The 16,459-nt window shown below is 72.6% G+C and carries 8 protein-coding genes; 5 read left to right on the top strand and 3 right to left on the bottom strand.

Annotation, left to right across the window (positions count from 1 at the left end; all coding sequences use genetic code 11):
• Nucleotides 1-899: 899 nt before the first annotated feature.
• Complete coding sequence (locus tag ACIBJG_RS02970; RefSeq protein WP_399303318.1) at nucleotides 900-3,011, top strand: asparagine synthase-related protein; 2,112 nt, start codon at nucleotides 900-902, stop codon at nucleotides 3,009-3,011.
• Between the two features lie 521 nt (nucleotides 3,012-3,532).
• Nucleotides 3,533-6,895, top strand: coding sequence for a BTAD domain-containing putative transcriptional regulator (locus ACIBJG_RS02965; RefSeq protein WP_399303316.1), 3,363 nt, complete (start codon nucleotides 3,533-3,535; stop codon nucleotides 6,893-6,895).
• A 37-nt stretch (nucleotides 6,896-6,932) separates the two neighbouring features.
• Here the strand turns inward: ACIBJG_RS02965 and ACIBJG_RS02960 are convergent, their stop codons facing one another.
• Complete coding sequence (locus ACIBJG_RS02960) at nucleotides 6,933-8,930, bottom strand: sigma-70 family RNA polymerase sigma factor (RefSeq protein WP_399303314.1); 1,998 nt, start codon at nucleotides 8,928-8,930, stop codon at nucleotides 6,933-6,935.
• A 356-nt stretch (nucleotides 8,931-9,286) separates the two neighbouring features.
• Nucleotides 9,287-10,189 carry a TetR/AcrR family transcriptional regulator gene (locus ACIBJG_RS02955; protein WP_399303312.1) on the bottom strand — a complete coding sequence of 301 codons (903 nt, stop codon included), beginning with the start codon at nucleotides 10,187-10,189 and terminating at the stop codon, nucleotides 9,287-9,289.
• A gap of 338 nt (nucleotides 10,190-10,527) precedes the next feature.
• Here ACIBJG_RS02955 and ACIBJG_RS02950 point away from each other — a divergent pair, with 338 nt between their 5' ends.
• A complete protein-coding gene (locus ACIBJG_RS02950; RefSeq protein WP_399303310.1) occupies nucleotides 10,528-11,925 on the top strand; it encodes an NAD(P)/FAD-dependent oxidoreductase in 1,398 nt (465 codons plus the stop codon).
• 194 nt (nucleotides 11,926-12,119) lie between these two features.
• Nucleotides 12,120-13,787 (top strand): SpoIIE family protein phosphatase, encoded by a 1,668-nt coding sequence (locus ACIBJG_RS02945; RefSeq protein ID WP_399303308.1) that lies wholly within the window; start codon nucleotides 12,120-12,122, stop codon nucleotides 13,785-13,787.
• A gap of 18 nt (nucleotides 13,788-13,805) precedes the next feature.
• Here the strand turns inward: ACIBJG_RS02945 and ACIBJG_RS02940 are convergent, their stop codons facing one another.
• Nucleotides 13,806-15,113 carry an MFS transporter gene (locus ACIBJG_RS02940; RefSeq protein WP_399303845.1) on the bottom strand — a complete coding sequence of 436 codons (1,308 nt, stop codon included), beginning with the start codon at nucleotides 15,111-15,113 and terminating at the stop codon, nucleotides 13,806-13,808.
• 156 nt (nucleotides 15,114-15,269) lie between these two features.
• On the opposite strand from ACIBJG_RS02940, the gene ACIBJG_RS02935 reads away from it, so the two are divergent.
• Entirely contained in the window at nucleotides 15,270-15,824 is a 555-nt protein-coding gene (locus tag ACIBJG_RS02935) for a MarR family transcriptional regulator (protein WP_352123066.1), read from the top strand.
• The last annotated feature ends 635 nt before the right edge of the window (nucleotides 15,825-16,459 follow it).

Raw genomic sequence — 16,459 nt, 5'->3', positions numbered from 1 at the left:
CTCCGCCCGACCAGCCCGGACCCGAGCGCCGGGGCGCGTCCGGCGCCCTGTCCGTACCGCCTCGGCGGCCCTCGCCGGAGCTCCGTGAGGGGTCTCTCCGCGTGCTCCTGGCGTGTGGCCGTGCGCCCGGCCGTGCGCTCTGGCCCGGTTCCTGCGGGAGCGCTTGCATGGGTGCTGCGTGGGTCGGCCCGCTGCACTGGACACAGCGGGCTGGGGGAAGACCGTCGCCTCATTCCCCGCAGGCGGCGGACCGGTCCGGGGGGCGGACCGCGCCTCCCGGACCGAGCGTGGAGCCGGTGTGGCGCCGGCCGTCGAGGCGGGCCCCGGAGCGACTGCCGAGCCCTTCCGGGCTCGGACCGGGAGGCTCGCAGGTCTGGATGCGGTTCGGAACGAACCAGTCTGAACTGGTGCATACATGTCCACGACGTGCTGACGGACCGGTTCCCACACCTCCTGAGAATGGCTGGATATCGCCGGTCGGACGAGGTTGGGCCGACGGTTTCGCGGACACCCCGGAAACCGCCCCGGCGGGGTGTGGGCCGTGGCCGGATCCGGGCCGTTGCTCCGGTGCGCGCACGGGGAAGGCGACGCGCGCGATCCGTGACACGGGCGGGAAGTGCGGCGCGCGGAGTCCGGGGCGGGCGAGGGGAAGGCAACGCGCGGAATCCGTAACTCCGTTGCCGTCGGGGCCGACGCGCGCGGGCCGTTCACGGAACGCCAGGTCCGGCGGCCGCCCTCCGGCCTTTGCCAGGGGCGCATGCGCTCACGACGTGCGCCCTCCGTAGCCACTCCTGCGCGCCGTTGTCGTGGCAGCATGTCCGCAACGGCGCCGCGCGTTACCGGAGTTCTCCCGATACTGCCCTGCTGCGCCGATTTGTCCACAGCCTGTGGAGGCGGCGATGCGTTGGTTGGTGGGTTGGAGCAGTATCGCCGCGAGCTTCGGCACGGCCGGAGCGGTCGGCGGCAGTGACGAGGGGCGCACGATGCACCCCGTGGGCTCCCAACTCCTGTGGGGGGACCCGGATCCGCTCTGGGCAGTGGGCGACTGGCGGCCCGACGAGATCCGAACGGTCCGGGTGGACACCGCCGAGGGCGCCCCCACCGCACGGCTCGCCGTCCTCGGCTGCTGCGGTGCCACCGACGAACAACTGCGCGTCGGTCTGCTCGCCGCCCGCGGCGGGGCCCTGCGCCACCTCACCGCATGGACCGGCAGTTACACGGCCGTCGTCCAGATAGGCCGACGGATCACCGTGGCCGGCGACCTCGCCGGAGCCCGCCCGGTCTTCTACACGCCCTGGGCCGGCGGCACGGCCTACGCCACCGCCGCGCTCCCCCTCGCCGACCTCATCGAGGCACAGCTGGACATCGGCCACCTCGCCGCCCTGCTCGCCTGCCCCGAAACCCCGGAGGCGCTGCGCGACGGCACCCCGTACGAGGGGGTGAAGCGCATCCCGCCCGGTCACGCGCTGATCCTCCGCGAGGGCTCGCGGGAGATCACGGGGTACGAGGCGGTGGCCTCCCTCGCCGTGGCCGCGCCCGAACTCGACCCGGTGAGCGCCGTCGACGGGGTACGCGACGCCCTCGTCGAAGCGGTACGCGCCAGACTCCTGGCCCCGCGCCACGCCCCGGAGACCCTGCCGCCCGACCCCGGCCCCGTCCCCGGCATGGGCCCAGCCGAACGCCGTGCCGCCAGGGGCGCACCCGTGCCCGGAATCGGCTCCGACCTCTCCGGGGGCAGCGCCTCGGCGACGCTCGCCCTGCTCGCCGCCGGGCTCCCCGGCCTGCCCGGCACGATCCTGGGCCACGGCACGGGAGCGGGGGAGCGACTGCTCGCCGTCACCTTCAACGACCTGACGACCCGCGCGCACGAGGACGAGCTCGAACGTGCCCGCGTCATCGCCGCCAACCCGAGGCTGCACCACGTCGTGGTCGCCGCCGGCGAAGAGGCCCTGCCCTACGCCGACCTGGAGAACGGCCCGCTCACCGACGAGCCGGCCCCCTCCCTCGTCCTCGTCGAACGCCACCGCCGCCGCCTCTCCGCGGGCAGCGCCGACCACTTCGTCGGCGACGGTGCCCGGCAGGTGCTCGACGCCCACCCGGCCCGTCTCGCCGATCTGCTGATCGACCGCAGGAGGCGCCATCTGGTGCGCCCGGTCGCCGCGCTCGCCAGGGCGGAAGGACCGTCCGCGCACTCCCTGTTCGTGCCGCTGACCGTCTACAGGGCGGCCCGGCGCCTGGCCCGTACGTCCTACCGCACCGGTCTCGAAGCGGCGGCCGGCCGCCTGCCCGACGCCAACCGCCTCACCCCCGACCTCGACACCCCCGCCGACGCCTCGCTCGCCGCACTGGCCTGGTCCCGTCCGGGACCGGCCGCCCGGTGGCTCACCGGAGAGGCGCTGGCTGAAGTATCGGTCCGTCTCCAGGAGGCGGCGATCCGTCCCACCTCCGTCCAGCGACCCGGCGAGGCCCGGGCCAGAGCCTCCCTGGCCCGGCACGCGGCCGGCCACCGGATCCTGGAACAGGCCGCCGAGATCCGCAGCCAGCGGCTGCACGCCCCCTTCCTGGACAACCAGGTCGTACGCGCCGCCCGCGCGCTCCCCGAATCCCTCCGGGTCCAGCCGGGCGCCCGCGCGGCGATCCTGCGCAGGGTCCTGGCGGGTGCGGGCATCCACGATCTGCCGCCCGGCTGGGGCACCCCGTCCCAGGCCACGTCGACCGCCGTCACCCGTACCGGCCTGCGCGCCTCGCTGCCCGAACTGATCGCCCTGTTCGACGCCCCGCTGCTCGCCGACGCGGGTCTGGTCGAGGCCCGCGTCGTACGCAAGGCCCTGCGCGCGGCCTCCGAGGGGGAGCCCCTCCCCCTGGACGGCCTGGCCGACCTCGCCTCCACGGAACTGTGGCTGCGCCGCCTCGTGTCGCGGCGCGGCACCTGCTGGACGGGGACGGCGGCACCACGGCAGCGCGCGGTCGCCGGCGGAGTGGCCCCGGCCCGACGGTCGCTGCAGGGCTAGGGCGTGTCCGGCGATCAGGGCCGGGGTGGCGGCGTCCGGCACGGCACCTTGCCGCGTTGGCCTGTCCGGCGGGTCAGGGCCGGGGTGGCGGCGTCCGGCACGGCACCTTGCCGCGTTGGCCTGTCCGGCGGGTCAGCGCCGGGGTGGCGGCGTCCGGCACGGCACCTTGCCGCGTAGGCCTGTCCGGCGGATCAGGGCCGGGGTGGCGGGTCTGACACAGCACCTTGCCGCGTTGCCGAGACGTCCGGATAGCTGCGCTATGAAAACGCTCCGGCGCCTTGCGATGTACCGCACCAGAGCCGCACCCTGGCCGACCCTGAGCCGCCGGACAGGCCCTGGTCCGCGGCGGCCTCCCACGGCCCGGCCCCGGCATCCGCTTCCCGCGTCCGGTCTCCTGCACGGGGGCTCCCGCTTCCTGCGTCCGCTCCCCGCGCCCGGTCTCCCGCGGCGGCTTCCCGCATTACGCGTCGTGGTGCGGCATCCGACGCCCCGTTGTCCGAGCATCGGGACACAATGGCGGGGTGCGGTATCTGATCCTGGGCGTCACGGAGGCGCGAGACGAGCGTGGCGCGGCGCTGCCCCTCGGCGGTACGCGTCTGCGCGCCCTGCTGGCCGCCCTCGCTCTGCGGCCGGACCGCGCCGTACCCGTTGGCGAGCTCGTGGACGACGTCTGGGCGGACGAGCCCCCGGCGGACGCCACCGCCGCGCTCCAGGCCCTCGTCGGGCGGCTGCGCCGGGTGCTGGGCAAGGATGCGCTGACCAGCAGCCCCGGCGGCTACCGCCTCGCCGCCCGGCCGGACGACGTCGACCTGTACGTGTTCGAGCGGCTGGCCCGGCAGGGCGGGGCCGAGCTGGAGGCCGGCGCCTCGGCCGATGCCGCCCGCACCCTGCGTACCGCACTCGCCCTCTGGCGTGGCCCCGCCCTCGCCGACCTGCCCGACGGGGACCACGGCCACGCCCTTCGTCCGGAGGCCCACCGCCTCGCCACACTGGAGCGCCGGATCGAGGCCGACCTGCGCAGTGCGGTGCCCCAGGCGCAGCGGGCGGCCGGAACCGCGCCCGATCCCGATGCCGCCGCCGATGCCCATGCCGCCGCCGCCCCCGCCGCCCTCGTCGCCGAACTGACGGAGCTGACCGCCGCCCACCCGTACGACGAACGCTTCCGGGCCCAGCTCATCCGCGCCCTCCGCGCCGACGGCCGGCAGGCCGACGCGCTCGCCGCGTACGAGGACGCGCGCCGCACCCTCGCCGACGGCCTCGGAACCGACCCCGGGCCGGAACTGGCCGCCCTCCACCGCGAACTGCTCGCCCCCGCACCGGCCACTCCCGCCCCGACCGGCACGTTTCACGTGAAACCGCCCCGGGGCAACCTTCGCCCCCGGCTCACCTCCTTCGTGGGCCGTGAACCCGAGCTCCGTGCCATCCGGGACGACCTGATCCGGTCCCGGCTGGTCACGCTCACCGGCCCCGGAGGCTCGGGCAAGACCCGCCTCGCCGAGGAGTCCGCCGCGCGCGAGAGCCAGGCCGCCGCCGCTCCGCGAGACGTCTGGCTCGCCGAACTCGCTCCGGTGGAGGACCCCGACGCCGTCCCGGGAGCCGTGCTGTCCGCGCTCGGGCTGCGCGAGACGACGCTGCTGCGGGACAGCACCCACGACGGGCCCTTCCCCCGCGCCGACCCGGTCGACCTGCTCATCGACCGCCTCGGTTCGCGCGCCCGGCCCGTCCTCCTCATCCTCGACAACTGCGAGCACGTCATCGGGGCGGCCGCCGCGCTGGCCGAGACCCTGCTGACCCGCTGCCCACACCTGCGCGTCCTCGCGACCAGCCGCGAACCGCTCGGCGTCCCCGGCGAGTCCGTACGACCGGTCGACCCGCTGCCCGCCGACCCCGCCCACCGTCTGTTCACCGAGCGCGCCAGGGCCGTACGCCCTGGATTCGACCCCGAACACGAACCAGCGCATGATGCGGAAGCCGTAGCCGAAATCTGCCGCCGCCTGGACGGCCTTCCCCTCGCCATCGAACTCGCGGCTGCCCGACTGCGGTTGCTCGGGCCGCGTCAGATCGCGGACCGGCTCGACGACCGGTTCCGCCTGTTGACGGGCGGCAGCCGGACCGTGCTGCCCCGCCAGCAGACCCTGCGAGCTGTCGTCGACTGGTCCTGGGACCTCCTCGACGAGGACGAACGCACCGCCCTGCGCCAGGTCTCCGTCTTCGCGGGCGGCTGGGACCTGACCGCCGCCGAAGCCGTCATCAGCCCACCGGCCCGCCCCGGCCCGCACGCCTCCGCCGGCACCGCCGACCTGATCGGCGCCCTCGTCGACAAGTCCCTGGTCGTCGCCGCCCCGGCCGCGGACGGCACGATGCGCTATCGGCTCCTGGAGACCATTCACGAGTACGCCGTCGAGCGCATAGCCGAGACCCCGGAGATACGGGCCGCAGCCGGACGCGCGCACACCGCGTACTTCACCGCGCTCGTCGAGGAGGCCGAACCGCGTCTGCGCTCCGGAGACCAGCTCCCCTGGATCCAGCGCCTGGAGACGGACCTCGACAACATCCGCGCCGCCCTGCACCGCACCACGGACGCCGCCCTCCCCCGCGAACAGGACGCGACACGGCTGGTGCTGGGCCTGGCCTGGTTCTGGTGGCTGCGCAACTACCGCCCCGAGGGCCTCGCCTGGACCGTGAAGGTCCTGGCGCTCGGCCAGGACCCCGCAGACGACACGGACGCCCGGTACTGGGACCGGATGAACCTTCACATCCTGTGGTTCTTCTACGCGGCGGAGCGTGGGTCGACCGAGACGGACCAGGACGACGCGCGGCTCCACGCGTTCGTGAGCCGGGTGGCCGACGTGTTCGCCGCCTCCGGGCCGCGGGGCGCCCGGTTCCCCGGGCTGCTCTGGCCGATGACCTCGTTCCTCACCGGAACGGCGGAAGACGTACGGCGGAAGATCGACGCGGCTGTCGACAACGCCCGTGTCCACGGGGGCGAGTGGGAGTACGGAATCACCCTGATGTTCCGCACCCACATGATCGTCGACATGCCCGGTGGCATGCCAGGGATCGACGACGACCTCGCCGAACTGCGCGTGCTGAGCCGCCGCATCGGCGACCGCTGGATGCGCGCCCAGGTCGCGAGCGCCGCAGCGGAGGCGGGCATGATGCGTGGGCGCTACGACGAGGCACGTGCGGCCTATGAGGAGGCGCTGCTGCTCGCCCGCGAGGTCGGGGCACACGCCGAGGCCCCGTTCCTGCTCGCCCGGCTCGCCGAACTCTCCTACCGCACGGGCGACCTTGCCGCCGCCGCCGAGGGGCTGGACCGCTCGGAGGCCGAGGCGGAGAGTCACCAGGTGCACGACGCCGCCGCGTACATCCATTACCTCCGGGCCACCATGGCGTTCCACCGCGGCGATGTGGCGGCCGCTCGGCACGCGCTCGTCGCCGCCCAGGGGGAGACCGGGCGTGGTGGCCCGCCTTCGCACTTCACCGTGGCGCTGGAGGGGCTGTCGGCCCGCATCTCCGTGGAGGAACCCGAGCCCGCGGGAGGCCCCGTCGCCGGGCTGCGCGGGCTGGCGGCGGCCCTGGTCGCGGCGAGGGACGCGCGGTGCGCCGAGATCGTCACCGGATACCTGGCGGACGGCGTGGTGACCGTGCTGCCGAAGGTGGGCGCTCACGCGGCAGCCGCGAGCGTCCTCGCCGCCGCCGAGGGCTGGCGGCTGTCCGGACCCAGGACCCCGGCCGAGCAGGCCGAGGTCGACGCGGCCGAGCAACTGGCCCGCAAGGAACTGGGTGCCGTCCGTTACGAGCAGGAGCGCGTCGCGGGCGTCGGGCTGACCATCGACGGAGTCATCACTCTGCTGGAGAGCGTCACCGCGGACCTGCCGTGACGACGGAGGCCGTACGGGAAGGCTCCCGGCCGATCGCTCAGCGGCAGCTGATGCGCGATTCGGCCCAGTCGGCGAGGGCCACGCCGCCGAACGGGGTCGTCGGCTCCACGACGAGCCGGATCCGCTCCTGACCCTCGATGCCGACGCTCACGGGCACGGCCGGGTCGTCACCGTTCATCACGGGGGACTGCCAGAGCCGTGCCCCGTCGCCGTTGAACACCGAGAACCGCACCGAGCCGAGCCCCATGGTCAGGTCGTCCACGCCGACCATCGCCTCGTAGCGCGTGCACGGGCGGTTCAGCTGGATGTAGACCGAGGAACGGCTGTGGACGGTCACCCCGTGCGCGTACTGAGTGCCGCCGATCGACATATCGGAACGCTGCCAGACCCAACTGCTCTCCTCGAGCACGACCTCGGGCCCGGTGTGGTCACCGAGCAGCGTGTAGTCCAGCTCGCTGACCTGGTACACCTCCGGGGCCGGTGCGGGCGGCGGCGGAGTCGGCGCCGGGGGCGTGGGCGTGGGCGGCGGAGGGGTGGGGGCCGGAGTGGGCTTCGGGGGCGGCGTCGGGGTGGGCGCCGGGGTGGGCGTCGGGGTGGGCGTCGGAGTGGATGTGGGCGTGGGTTCCGGCGGTGCGGGCGCCGGTGGCACGGGCGCGGGCGCTGGAGGCATCGGTGTCGGCTTCGGGGGTGTGGGAGTAGGCACGGCGGGCGCCACGACCGGGGGCCTGGCGACCGGCTTCGCCTCGGGGCGCGGCTGATCGTCGCCTACCAGCGCCCACACGAGCCCGGCCGCGGCCGCGACGGCGACCGCCGCCGCGATACCGGCCTTCGCCGGCGCACCGAGCCCCTCGGAAGCCGCGGCGCCCCCGGCAGAACCGGCGGACGAGCTTCCGCCGGTCGCCGCGGCGGCGGCTCCCGCACCGGCGGCACCGGCAGCGCCACCTGCCACGATCCCGGCGGCCTTGAGCGCGTATCCGGCGGCGAACCAGCCGATGACCGCGACCGGCAGCAGCGCGGGGATCCCGGCGTTGACATGGGCCAACTCGCCCGCCGCGAGCCGGCACTTCGCGCACTCGTCCAGATGTCCGCGCAGGCCGCGCTCGGCCCGCATCCGCAGGCCTCCGCGGGCGTACGCGCCGAGCCGGTCGGCGTAGCGCGCACAGTCGCCGCCGGAGGTGAGCGCCTGGCTCACATGGGCTTGCAGATAGGCCTGCTTGAGCCCTTCACGGGCGCGGCTGGCCAGCACCGACGTGGCGTTGGCCGTCAGTCCGAACAGCGGGGCGATGTCACTGGGCGACTCCTCCTCGACGGTGGTGTGCCACAGGACGGCCTGCCAGCGCTCCGGGAGACTGCGGAACGCCTGCATCGCCATCGTCTGCTCGGCCTCGTGCATCGCCATCACGTCGGCACCGAGATCGAGCGTGTCCGCGTCCGACACCTCCGAGGTGCGCGACGCCTGCGCCGCGAACACCGCGAAGTCGTCGACCAGGTGCTCTCGCTTCGCGGTCTTCGTCCATGCGGCGGCGACGTGCCGGACCGCCGTCATCAGATAGGCCCGCACGGCCTCCTCCGGACCCTTGCCGCCCCGTACCGCCTGCAGGGTCCTGGCGAAGACCTCAGCCGTCAGGTCGTCCGCGGTGTGCGCGTCCCGGCAGCAGGTACGCGCATAGCGGCGCACCGCATCGGAGTGGCGGCGGAACAACTCCTCGTACGCGAGGCCGTCGCCCTCCCGCATCTGCTGGATCAAGCGGGCGTCGGAGGGGGCGTCCCCCGCGGCCGTGCTGCGGGGCGCCCGCTGCATGGGCACCGCGGCCGCGGGATCGATCGCGTCCGTGCCGGTACCCGCCGGGTTCTCGACGGGAGCGGGCGGCCACGGTCCGGGCAGGACGGTACCGCCGCCCTCTTCCCCGGGCTCCGAGCGCCGGCGCCCGGCCTGGCTCGGCACCTGATGTCCGGGCGGTGCGCCCGCCTCCGTACCGCCGCCGGAGATGGACACACCGTCGAGCGGCTCTTCCTGCTGCCCGTCACCGCTCATCGCGGACGCCCCCGTATGCGCTTTCGGCCCGAATACCGGGCAAGCGTGCCACAGAGCGCAGGAACAGCGGCCCTTCAGCCCCGCCAACCACTCATCCGGGGAGTTTTCCCGAAGGCGAGCACTAGTCGACACCCATTCGGGGAAGGAGCAACTGGATGTGTTGACGGTGCAGTGGGGACGGAACGCGACGAGTCAGCCGGAAGCAGCCCACAAGGAAGCGGCCATCCGAACAGCCCCCAGCCGACCGTGCCCCATCCGGGCAGGGGCAGCAGCGCGGCTCGGCCCAGCCGGCCCGGACCTGCCGCGTCCCGCCTCTTCCTCTCCGACCCTCGCCCCCTGCGGCCTCCGGGCCGAGCTCACGCGGGGCGCGAGCGCAGTCCCTCCAACAGGATGTCCAGCAGCCGGGCCGAGGCCGCCGCCTGCTGGTCCGCGTCGGGAAGCGAGGGCGCCGCCGTCGCGATGACCAGCAGCACATCGGCCACCGTCACATCGCGGCGCAGCTCCCCGGAAGCCCGCGCCCGGTCGACCAGTCGTCCCACGACCTCCAGCAGATCGGCCGCCCCGGCACCGAGGTCCTCGCTCACGTCCGCCGGTCCGGAAGGGTGCTCGGCCACCCGCAGACCGGCCTGGACCGGAGCCTGACCGGTTTCCTGGCGCTGCTGGGGCACCCGGGGCTCGTCCCACGCGTCGCCCGGCGCCGCTTCCGAGGCCCGTACGGCACCCGCGTCGCCGACCACCGCTGACTCGTCGACCTCGACGCCGACCCGCAGTATCTGCGGAGGCAGCAACCGCCCGGCGCCCGAGGCCACCGACGTCCGCAGGAAGCGCGACAGCGCCGACCACGGCTCCTCCTCCTGACCCAGCGCGGAACGGGCCTGGTCGGTCAGCCGCGCGGTCTCCTCCTCGGCTATCCGGCGCACCAGCACGTCCTTGCTGGGGAAGCGCCGGTACACCGTGCCGACACCGACCCTGGCGCGGCGCGCCACGTCCTCCATCGGAGCGCCGTACCCCAGCTCGCCGAACACCTCGCGCGCGGCCCGCAACACGTGTTCCAGATTGCGCTGCGCGTCCACACGCAGCGGTGCCGAGCGCCCGTGCGTGCCGGCTCCGCCGGCCCGGTCGCCCAGCGTGCTCACGGTCCCCGACGCCGCGGTGGTCCCGCCGGCCCCGACACCGCTCACTGTGCCGACTGCCCCGATCCGTCCGTTTCCTTCGGACGTGACCGCAGCAGTCGGCCAATGCGATTCCTGAATATGCATAACTGTTCCCCCGGTTATGACGTCTCCCCCCGGAGACTCCCGCCGTGTCAGTCAGGGGTGGATCGATGGTCACCGTCCGACACCCCGACGACATACGAACATAGTTGAGCCAGGGTCAATTCAGAAGGGGGCAGCCCGCCGGGAGCGCCGTCCGCGCGGAGCACGGACCGGCCGGTCACCCACCGGCACCCCTCCCACAGCCCTCTCCATAACCTCTGACCTGCGGGACTTCCGTATATACGGCACGGTCGCCCACCGCGGCCCCTACAGAACCTCCGGTCACACAATTTGCCGAGGCTGTGGACAAACTCCTGCGCACGTTGCGTCATGGGGTGGTGATGGCTTCAGATTCTGGGGGAACACCCCCCGGCCCCCCGCCGGGTGTGCGCATTCTCGTCGTCGGTGGGGGCTATGTCGGGATGTACACAGCGCTGCGTCTCCAACGGAAGCTGAAGCAGAGACTGAGAAGCGGTGAGGCGGAGATCGTCGTCCTCACCCCCGACCCCTATATGACGTATCAGCCGTTCCTCCCCGAGGCCGCCGCCGGTTCCATCTCGCCGCGCCATGTCGTCGTGCCACTGCGCAGGGTCCTGGCGCACTGCACCATCGTCGTCGGAGAGGCCCGCCGCATCGATCACGCCAAGCGCACCGCCACCGTCACCACCCTCGCCACGGGCGAGGACGGAACCGGCGCCGTCGAGATCCCGTACGACGAGCTCGTCCTCGCCCCCGGATCCGTCTCGCGCACCCTCCCGGTCCCCGGCCTCGCCGAGCACGGCGTCGGCTTCAAGACCATCGAGGAGGCCATCGGGCTGCGCAACCACGTGATCGAGCAGATGGACATCGCGTCCGCCACCCGCGACCCCGCCATCCGCGACGCCGCCCTCACCTTCGTCTTCGTCGGCGGCGGCTACGCGGGAGTGGAGGCGCTCGCCGAGCTGGAGGACATGGCCCGCTACACCTCGCGGTACTACCACAACATCAAGGCCGAGGACCTGAAGTGGATCCTCGTCGAAGCCACCGGCCGCATCCTCCCCGAGGTCGGGGAGTCGATGGGCAGGTACGCGGTCCGGGAACTGCGCGGCCGCAACATCGACGTACGCCTCGACACCCGCCTGGAGTCCTGCGAGGACCGGATCGCCGTGCTCAGCGACGGCTCCCGCTTCCCGACCCGCACGCTCGTGTGGACCGCCGGAGTGAAGCCCGCCCCGCTGCTCGCCGCCACCGACCTCCCCCTGAACGCACGCGGCAGGCTCGTCTGCACCGCCCGGCTCACCGTCGAGGCGACCGACCACGCCTGGGCCGCCGGCGACGCCGCCGCCGTCCCCGACCTGACCGCAACCGAACCGGGCAAGGAGACGGCCCCCAACGCCCAGCACGCGGTCCGCCAGGCCAAGGTCCTCGCCGACAACCTCGTCGCGGCGATCGACGGCCGCCCGCTCAAGGAGTACCGCCACAGCTACGCCGGATCCGTCGCCTCCCTGGGCCTCCACAAGGGCGTCGCGCACGTCTACGGACGTCGGCTCAAGGGGTATCCGGCCTGGCTGATGCACCGTATGTACCACCTGAGCCGCGTCCCGACGTTCAACCGGAAGGCCAAGGTCCTGGCCGAATGGACCCTCGCCGGACTCTTCAAGCGCGAGATCGTCTCCCTGGGCTCACTGGAGCACCCCCGGGCCGAGTTCGAGATCGCCGCAGGCAGACGCCCCGGCCCGGACGACGGCGACTGTCAGTAGGGTCCGACACACTGGACGTGTGACCATAGGTGGGCTCACATCTGCACAGAGTGACCCGGCCGGCAGCGACCGACAGTGACCATCGAGGAAGACCGTCCCAGGGGCAACAGACCGCCACCGCATACTTGTGACGCCCCGGCAGAGGAAGCAGCCCGCCCGAGCGGACCAGACCGACACACGAGGCAATGGATTCCGTGAACTTCACGCGTTGGAGCGCCCGCCTACCCGGTACGCAGCGTCGAGCCGCCCGGGAGGACCGCAGTCCCGTACCGGCGGCCCGCGCCGAGTACGACCGGGCCGACACCGGAGCGGGCCCTCCGGACGGCGCTCCCGACGGCCCCGGCACCCCGCCCGCCGCCGCACCCGCCCTGGAAAACCTCTCCGCCCGCGACATCCTCGGCCGGCTGCCCGCCCTCGTCGCCCTGGTGCACGGACCCGACCACCGCATCGAGTACGTCAACGACGCCTACGAGGCGGCGTTCGGCCCCCGCCCCTGCGGTGCCCCCGCGGCCGAGGCGATGCCCGAGCTCACCGAGCTCAGCCTGCTCCCCCTGATGGACCAGGTCCTGCGCAGCGGCACGCCGCGCACGGTCAAGTCCCGCAAGGCCGGCAGCGGCAACTCGTACACGGTCACCTGCACCCCCGTGCGGCGCGACATGGCCCAGGGACACGAGGGCGGCGTTCTCGTGTACGCCGCGGACGTCACCGACCACGCCGAAGCGGCCGAGCGGCTGCGCACCAGCGAGAGCCGGCACCGTGAAACGGCCGTCACCCTTCAGCGCTCGCTGCTCCCGCAGGAGCTGGAACAGCCCGACGACCTGCGGATCGCCGCCACCTACCAGCCGGGCGGCACGGACGCCGCGGTCGGCGGCGACTGGTACGACGTCATCACCCTCGGCGCGGGCCGCACCGCACTCGTCATCGGGGACGTGATGGGCCGCGGGGTACGCGCCGCCGCGGTGATGGGCCAGCTGCGCACCGCAGTACGCGCCTACGCCCGTCTCGACCTCCCCCCGCACGAGGTGCTCCAGCTACTCGACGGACTCGCGGCGGAGATCGACGCCAGCCAGATCGCGACCTGCGCCTACGCCGTCCACGACCCCAACGAGGGCCTGCTCGTCTACTCCTCCGCAGGCCACCTCCCGATCCTCGTGCGCGACGAGGACGGCACGGTCCACCGCGCCGAGGACCCGACCGGCCCCCCGCTCGGCACCGGCGGCTGGATCCACACCTCGGGCACGATCGCGCTGCCGCCCGGCTCCACCGCCGTCCTCTATACGGACGGCCTGGTCGAGCGCCGCAGCGAGGACATCGACGTGGGCGTCGCCGCGCTGGAGCGGGCACTGTCCGGCGCGAAGGGGGCGCCACAGGTGGTCTGCGACCGCCTGATGCGTTCTCTCAACATCACCGCGGAACATGACGACGACGTAGCGGTACTGGTGGTCCAGCACCCCGCCCGCACAGGAGCGACGGCGGAGCTGTTCCACAACGCCTCGCTCGATCTGCTCGGCGGCATCGAGGCGGCCCCGCGCGCCCGCGCCTTCGCGACAGGCGTGCTGACGTCGTGGCGCTTCCCGATGGAACTGTGCGACCTGGGTGTCCTCGCCGCCGGTGAGCTGGTGGCCAACTCCCTGCAGCACGGGACGCCGCCGATGCGCCTGGGCCTGCGGCGCACGGACCGCAGGCTGATCATCGAGGTGACCGACGGCGACGACCACCTGCCGCGTCGGCGCCGCGCCGCACCGGGGGACGAGGCGGGCCGGGGCATCTCCATCGTCGCGTCGATCGCCACGTCGTGGGGCAGTCGCCGCACACCCGGCGGCGGCAAGGCGGTCTGGTGCGAGTTCGCCCTGCCGCAGTAGCGGACCGGAGCCGGCCCGTCAGTGCCCGGCGGCGACCGCCGCCGGCCCCTCGGCCGAAGCGTTCTCCGGCAACGACACGGCCACCACCCGCGACGGCACGGCCGCGAGCGAAGGCTGGTCCTGTACGGGGGTGAGCCGTCGGCCGAGCCGCAGCGCGAGCACCGTGATGCCCAGCGAGAACAGGACGAACGTCACGATGTACGGCCCGTGCAGCGAGGCCCCCATCGGACCACCCACGGCAGGGCCGACCGCCAGCGCCAGCTGCTTGCAGAGCGCGAACGCGGAGTTGTACTGACCGACCATCGACTCCGGCGCCAGGTCGGCGACCAGCGGCGCGACGGTCGGCGACAGCATCGCCTCGCCGAGCCCGAACAGCGCGTACGTGGAGATCATCGCGGCGGTCGCCATGGTCTGGCTGCCGTGCCCGAGACCCGCGTAGCCCGCCACGATCCAGGCGAACGCCCAGATCAGGCCGACCGAGGCGATGACCCGGCTGCGCTTGCGACGCTCCACCATGCGCAGCACCACGAACTGGGCCACCACGATGACGGCGGTGTTGGCGGCCAGGGCGATCCCGAGCGTCGAGGGCTGGATCCCGGCGGCCTCGGTGCCGTACGCCGCGAGGCCGGACTCGAACTGTCCGTAGCAGGCGAAGAACACCACGAAGCCCAGCACGCACAGCTGCACCATGGCCCGGTGCGAGAGCAGCACCCGCAGCCCACCGCGCGGAGCGGACCCGTCGGCCGTCGCTTCCTTCACGGCGGCAGGGGTACGCGGCATCCGCACGGTCGCCGCGATGGCACCGAGCACGAGGAACATCACCGCTTCGATCAGGAACAGCATCGTGAAGGACGAGGCCCGGCTCGTGTCCACGATCAGCCCACCGACCAGACCACCGATGCCGAGCCCCAGGTTCTGCAGGAAGAACTGCATCGCGAAGGCGCGGGTGCGGGTGGACGTATCGGAGCATCGGACGAGCATCGTGGCGAGCGCCGGCTGCATGACGGCGGTACCCGCGCCGAGCACCGCTGCCGACAGGACGGCGGCGGTGACGCCCGAGGAGTACCCCAGCGCTGCGGCGCCCAGGGAGGCGACGACCGAGGCGATGACCAGGACGGGCAGCGGCCCGCGCCGGTCGATGGCCCGGCCGGTGAACGGTAGGACGGCGAGCGCTGCCATGGCGAAGACCGCCAGTACGACTCCCGCCGTACCGGCACCCAGATCCCGCACCTGCGCCACGTAGACGTACAGATACGGAACGGTGAAGCCCAGCCCGAACGCGCTCAGCGCGCTCCCCAGCTGGATCCGCCGCAGTGCTGCACCCATTTCCCTGGTCACACTCACCTACCTCAAGGTCTCGGAACCACGTCATCGAACGACGTGAACGACTCGAACCCGAAGACTTTAGCACTAAAGTTAGAACGTCAACAATACAGACCGAAGGACTTCGACGGCTACGAAGGGCGTGCCATACTGCCCGCCATGTCTGACACCACCGAGCCCGAGCTCCAGGAGCCGAGCCTCGACGAGCAGATCGCCGCCTACCAGCGCGAGTTCCGCGACCTGGACCCACAGGTCGAGCAGGTCGTCTCGGCCCTGGGGAGGCTGAACCGCCGGATGAACGTGGCGTACGGCCGGCAGGTCGCCGCCCTGGGGATCAGCAACGCCGAGTGGGAGGTCCTCAAGACCCTCGTCCTGTCCGGCGCCCCCTACCGGCTGGGCCCCGGAGAGCTGGCCAAGCGACTCGGTCTCACCCCGGCCGCGATGACGCACCGCATCGACCGCATGGCGGGCGAGGGACTCGTGACCCGCGACCGCGACGAGAACAACCGGGTGCGGGTCATCGTCGAACTGACGGACGAGGGTCGCACGAAGTGGCTCGAGGCGATGCGGATGGCCACACACTTCGAGGAGGACCTGCTCCAGGACCTCTCGGGCGACGAACGTGGAGTCCTCGGCGAGATGCTGATCCGCCTCCTGCGCCGCGTCGAGCACGCCCAGCCGGACGCCGGCGGCCGCCTCACCGACCTGGGGTGAAACTGCCTGCCGCAGACCCTGCGGGAGTGGCCGCAAGAGGGGGTTGACACGACCCGCCGGGATCCGTAAGGTTCTTCGAGTTGTCCCCGAGCCGGAACGGTTCTTGGACAACAATCCGCCGCGAATGCGGCAACCCACTCTCCACACGATCTCCCACTCGGGATCAATTTCGGCATGCCGAAATTGATGTACGAAGACTCGATTATGAGTCGCCGGGAAAATTCGCTAGAGTTTGGACGTCGGAACGGCCCAACAGCCGGAAAGACAAAACCCGCTGACTGGGAATCAGGCCCGAAAGGATCTGATAGAGTCGGAAACGCAAGACCGAAGGGAAGCGCCCGGAGGAAAGCCCCAGAAAATGTTCTGCGGGTGAGTACAAAGGAAGCGTCCGTTCCTTGAGAACTCAACAGCGTGCCAAAAGTCAACGCCATATTTGTTGATACCCCGACCTGTTTCGGCAGGTTCGAGGTTCCTTTGAAAAGTCCTAACGGGTCTCTGGCCTGGTAGGCAATGCACACAGCGAGGATTCAGTGGACGACTGGTCATATTCCGACTCGGTCGTTCCGCTCTCGTGGTGTCTACCCGATTACGGGAAAACATTCACGGAGAGTTTGATCCTGGCTCAGGACGAACGC

Source organism: Streptomyces sp. NPDC050422 (assembly GCF_044458665.1).
Taxonomy (GTDB): Bacteria; Actinomycetota; Actinomycetes; order Streptomycetales; family Streptomycetaceae; genus Streptomyces.
Note: the sequence above shows the minus strand (reverse complement) of the source record. Positions and strands in the feature narration are given on the sequence as shown.

Excerpts from the sequence above, each read along its gene's own strand:
- ACIBJG_RS02950 (WP_399303310.1), top strand. The coding sequence starts at position 10,528 with ATGGCTTCAGATTCTGGGGGAACACCCCCCGGCCCCCCGCCGGGTGTG.
- ACIBJG_RS02970 (WP_399303318.1), top strand. The coding sequence starts at position 900 with ATGCGTTGGTTGGTGGGTTGGAGCAGTATCGCCGCGAGCTTCGGCACG.
- ACIBJG_RS02960 (WP_399303314.1), bottom strand. The coding sequence starts at position 8,930 with ATGAGCGGTGACGGGCAGCAGGAAGAGCCGCTCGACGGTGTGTCCATC.
- ACIBJG_RS02935 (WP_352123066.1), top strand. The coding sequence starts at position 15,270 with ATGTCTGACACCACCGAGCCCGAGCTCCAGGAGCCGAGCCTCGACGAG.
- ACIBJG_RS02940 (WP_399303845.1), bottom strand. The coding sequence starts at position 15,113 with ATGGGTGCAGCACTGCGGCGGATCCAGCTGGGGAGCGCGCTGAGCGCG.
- ACIBJG_RS02955 (WP_399303312.1), bottom strand. The coding sequence starts at position 10,189 with ATGCATATTCAGGAATCGCATTGGCCGACTGCTGCGGTCACGTCCGAA.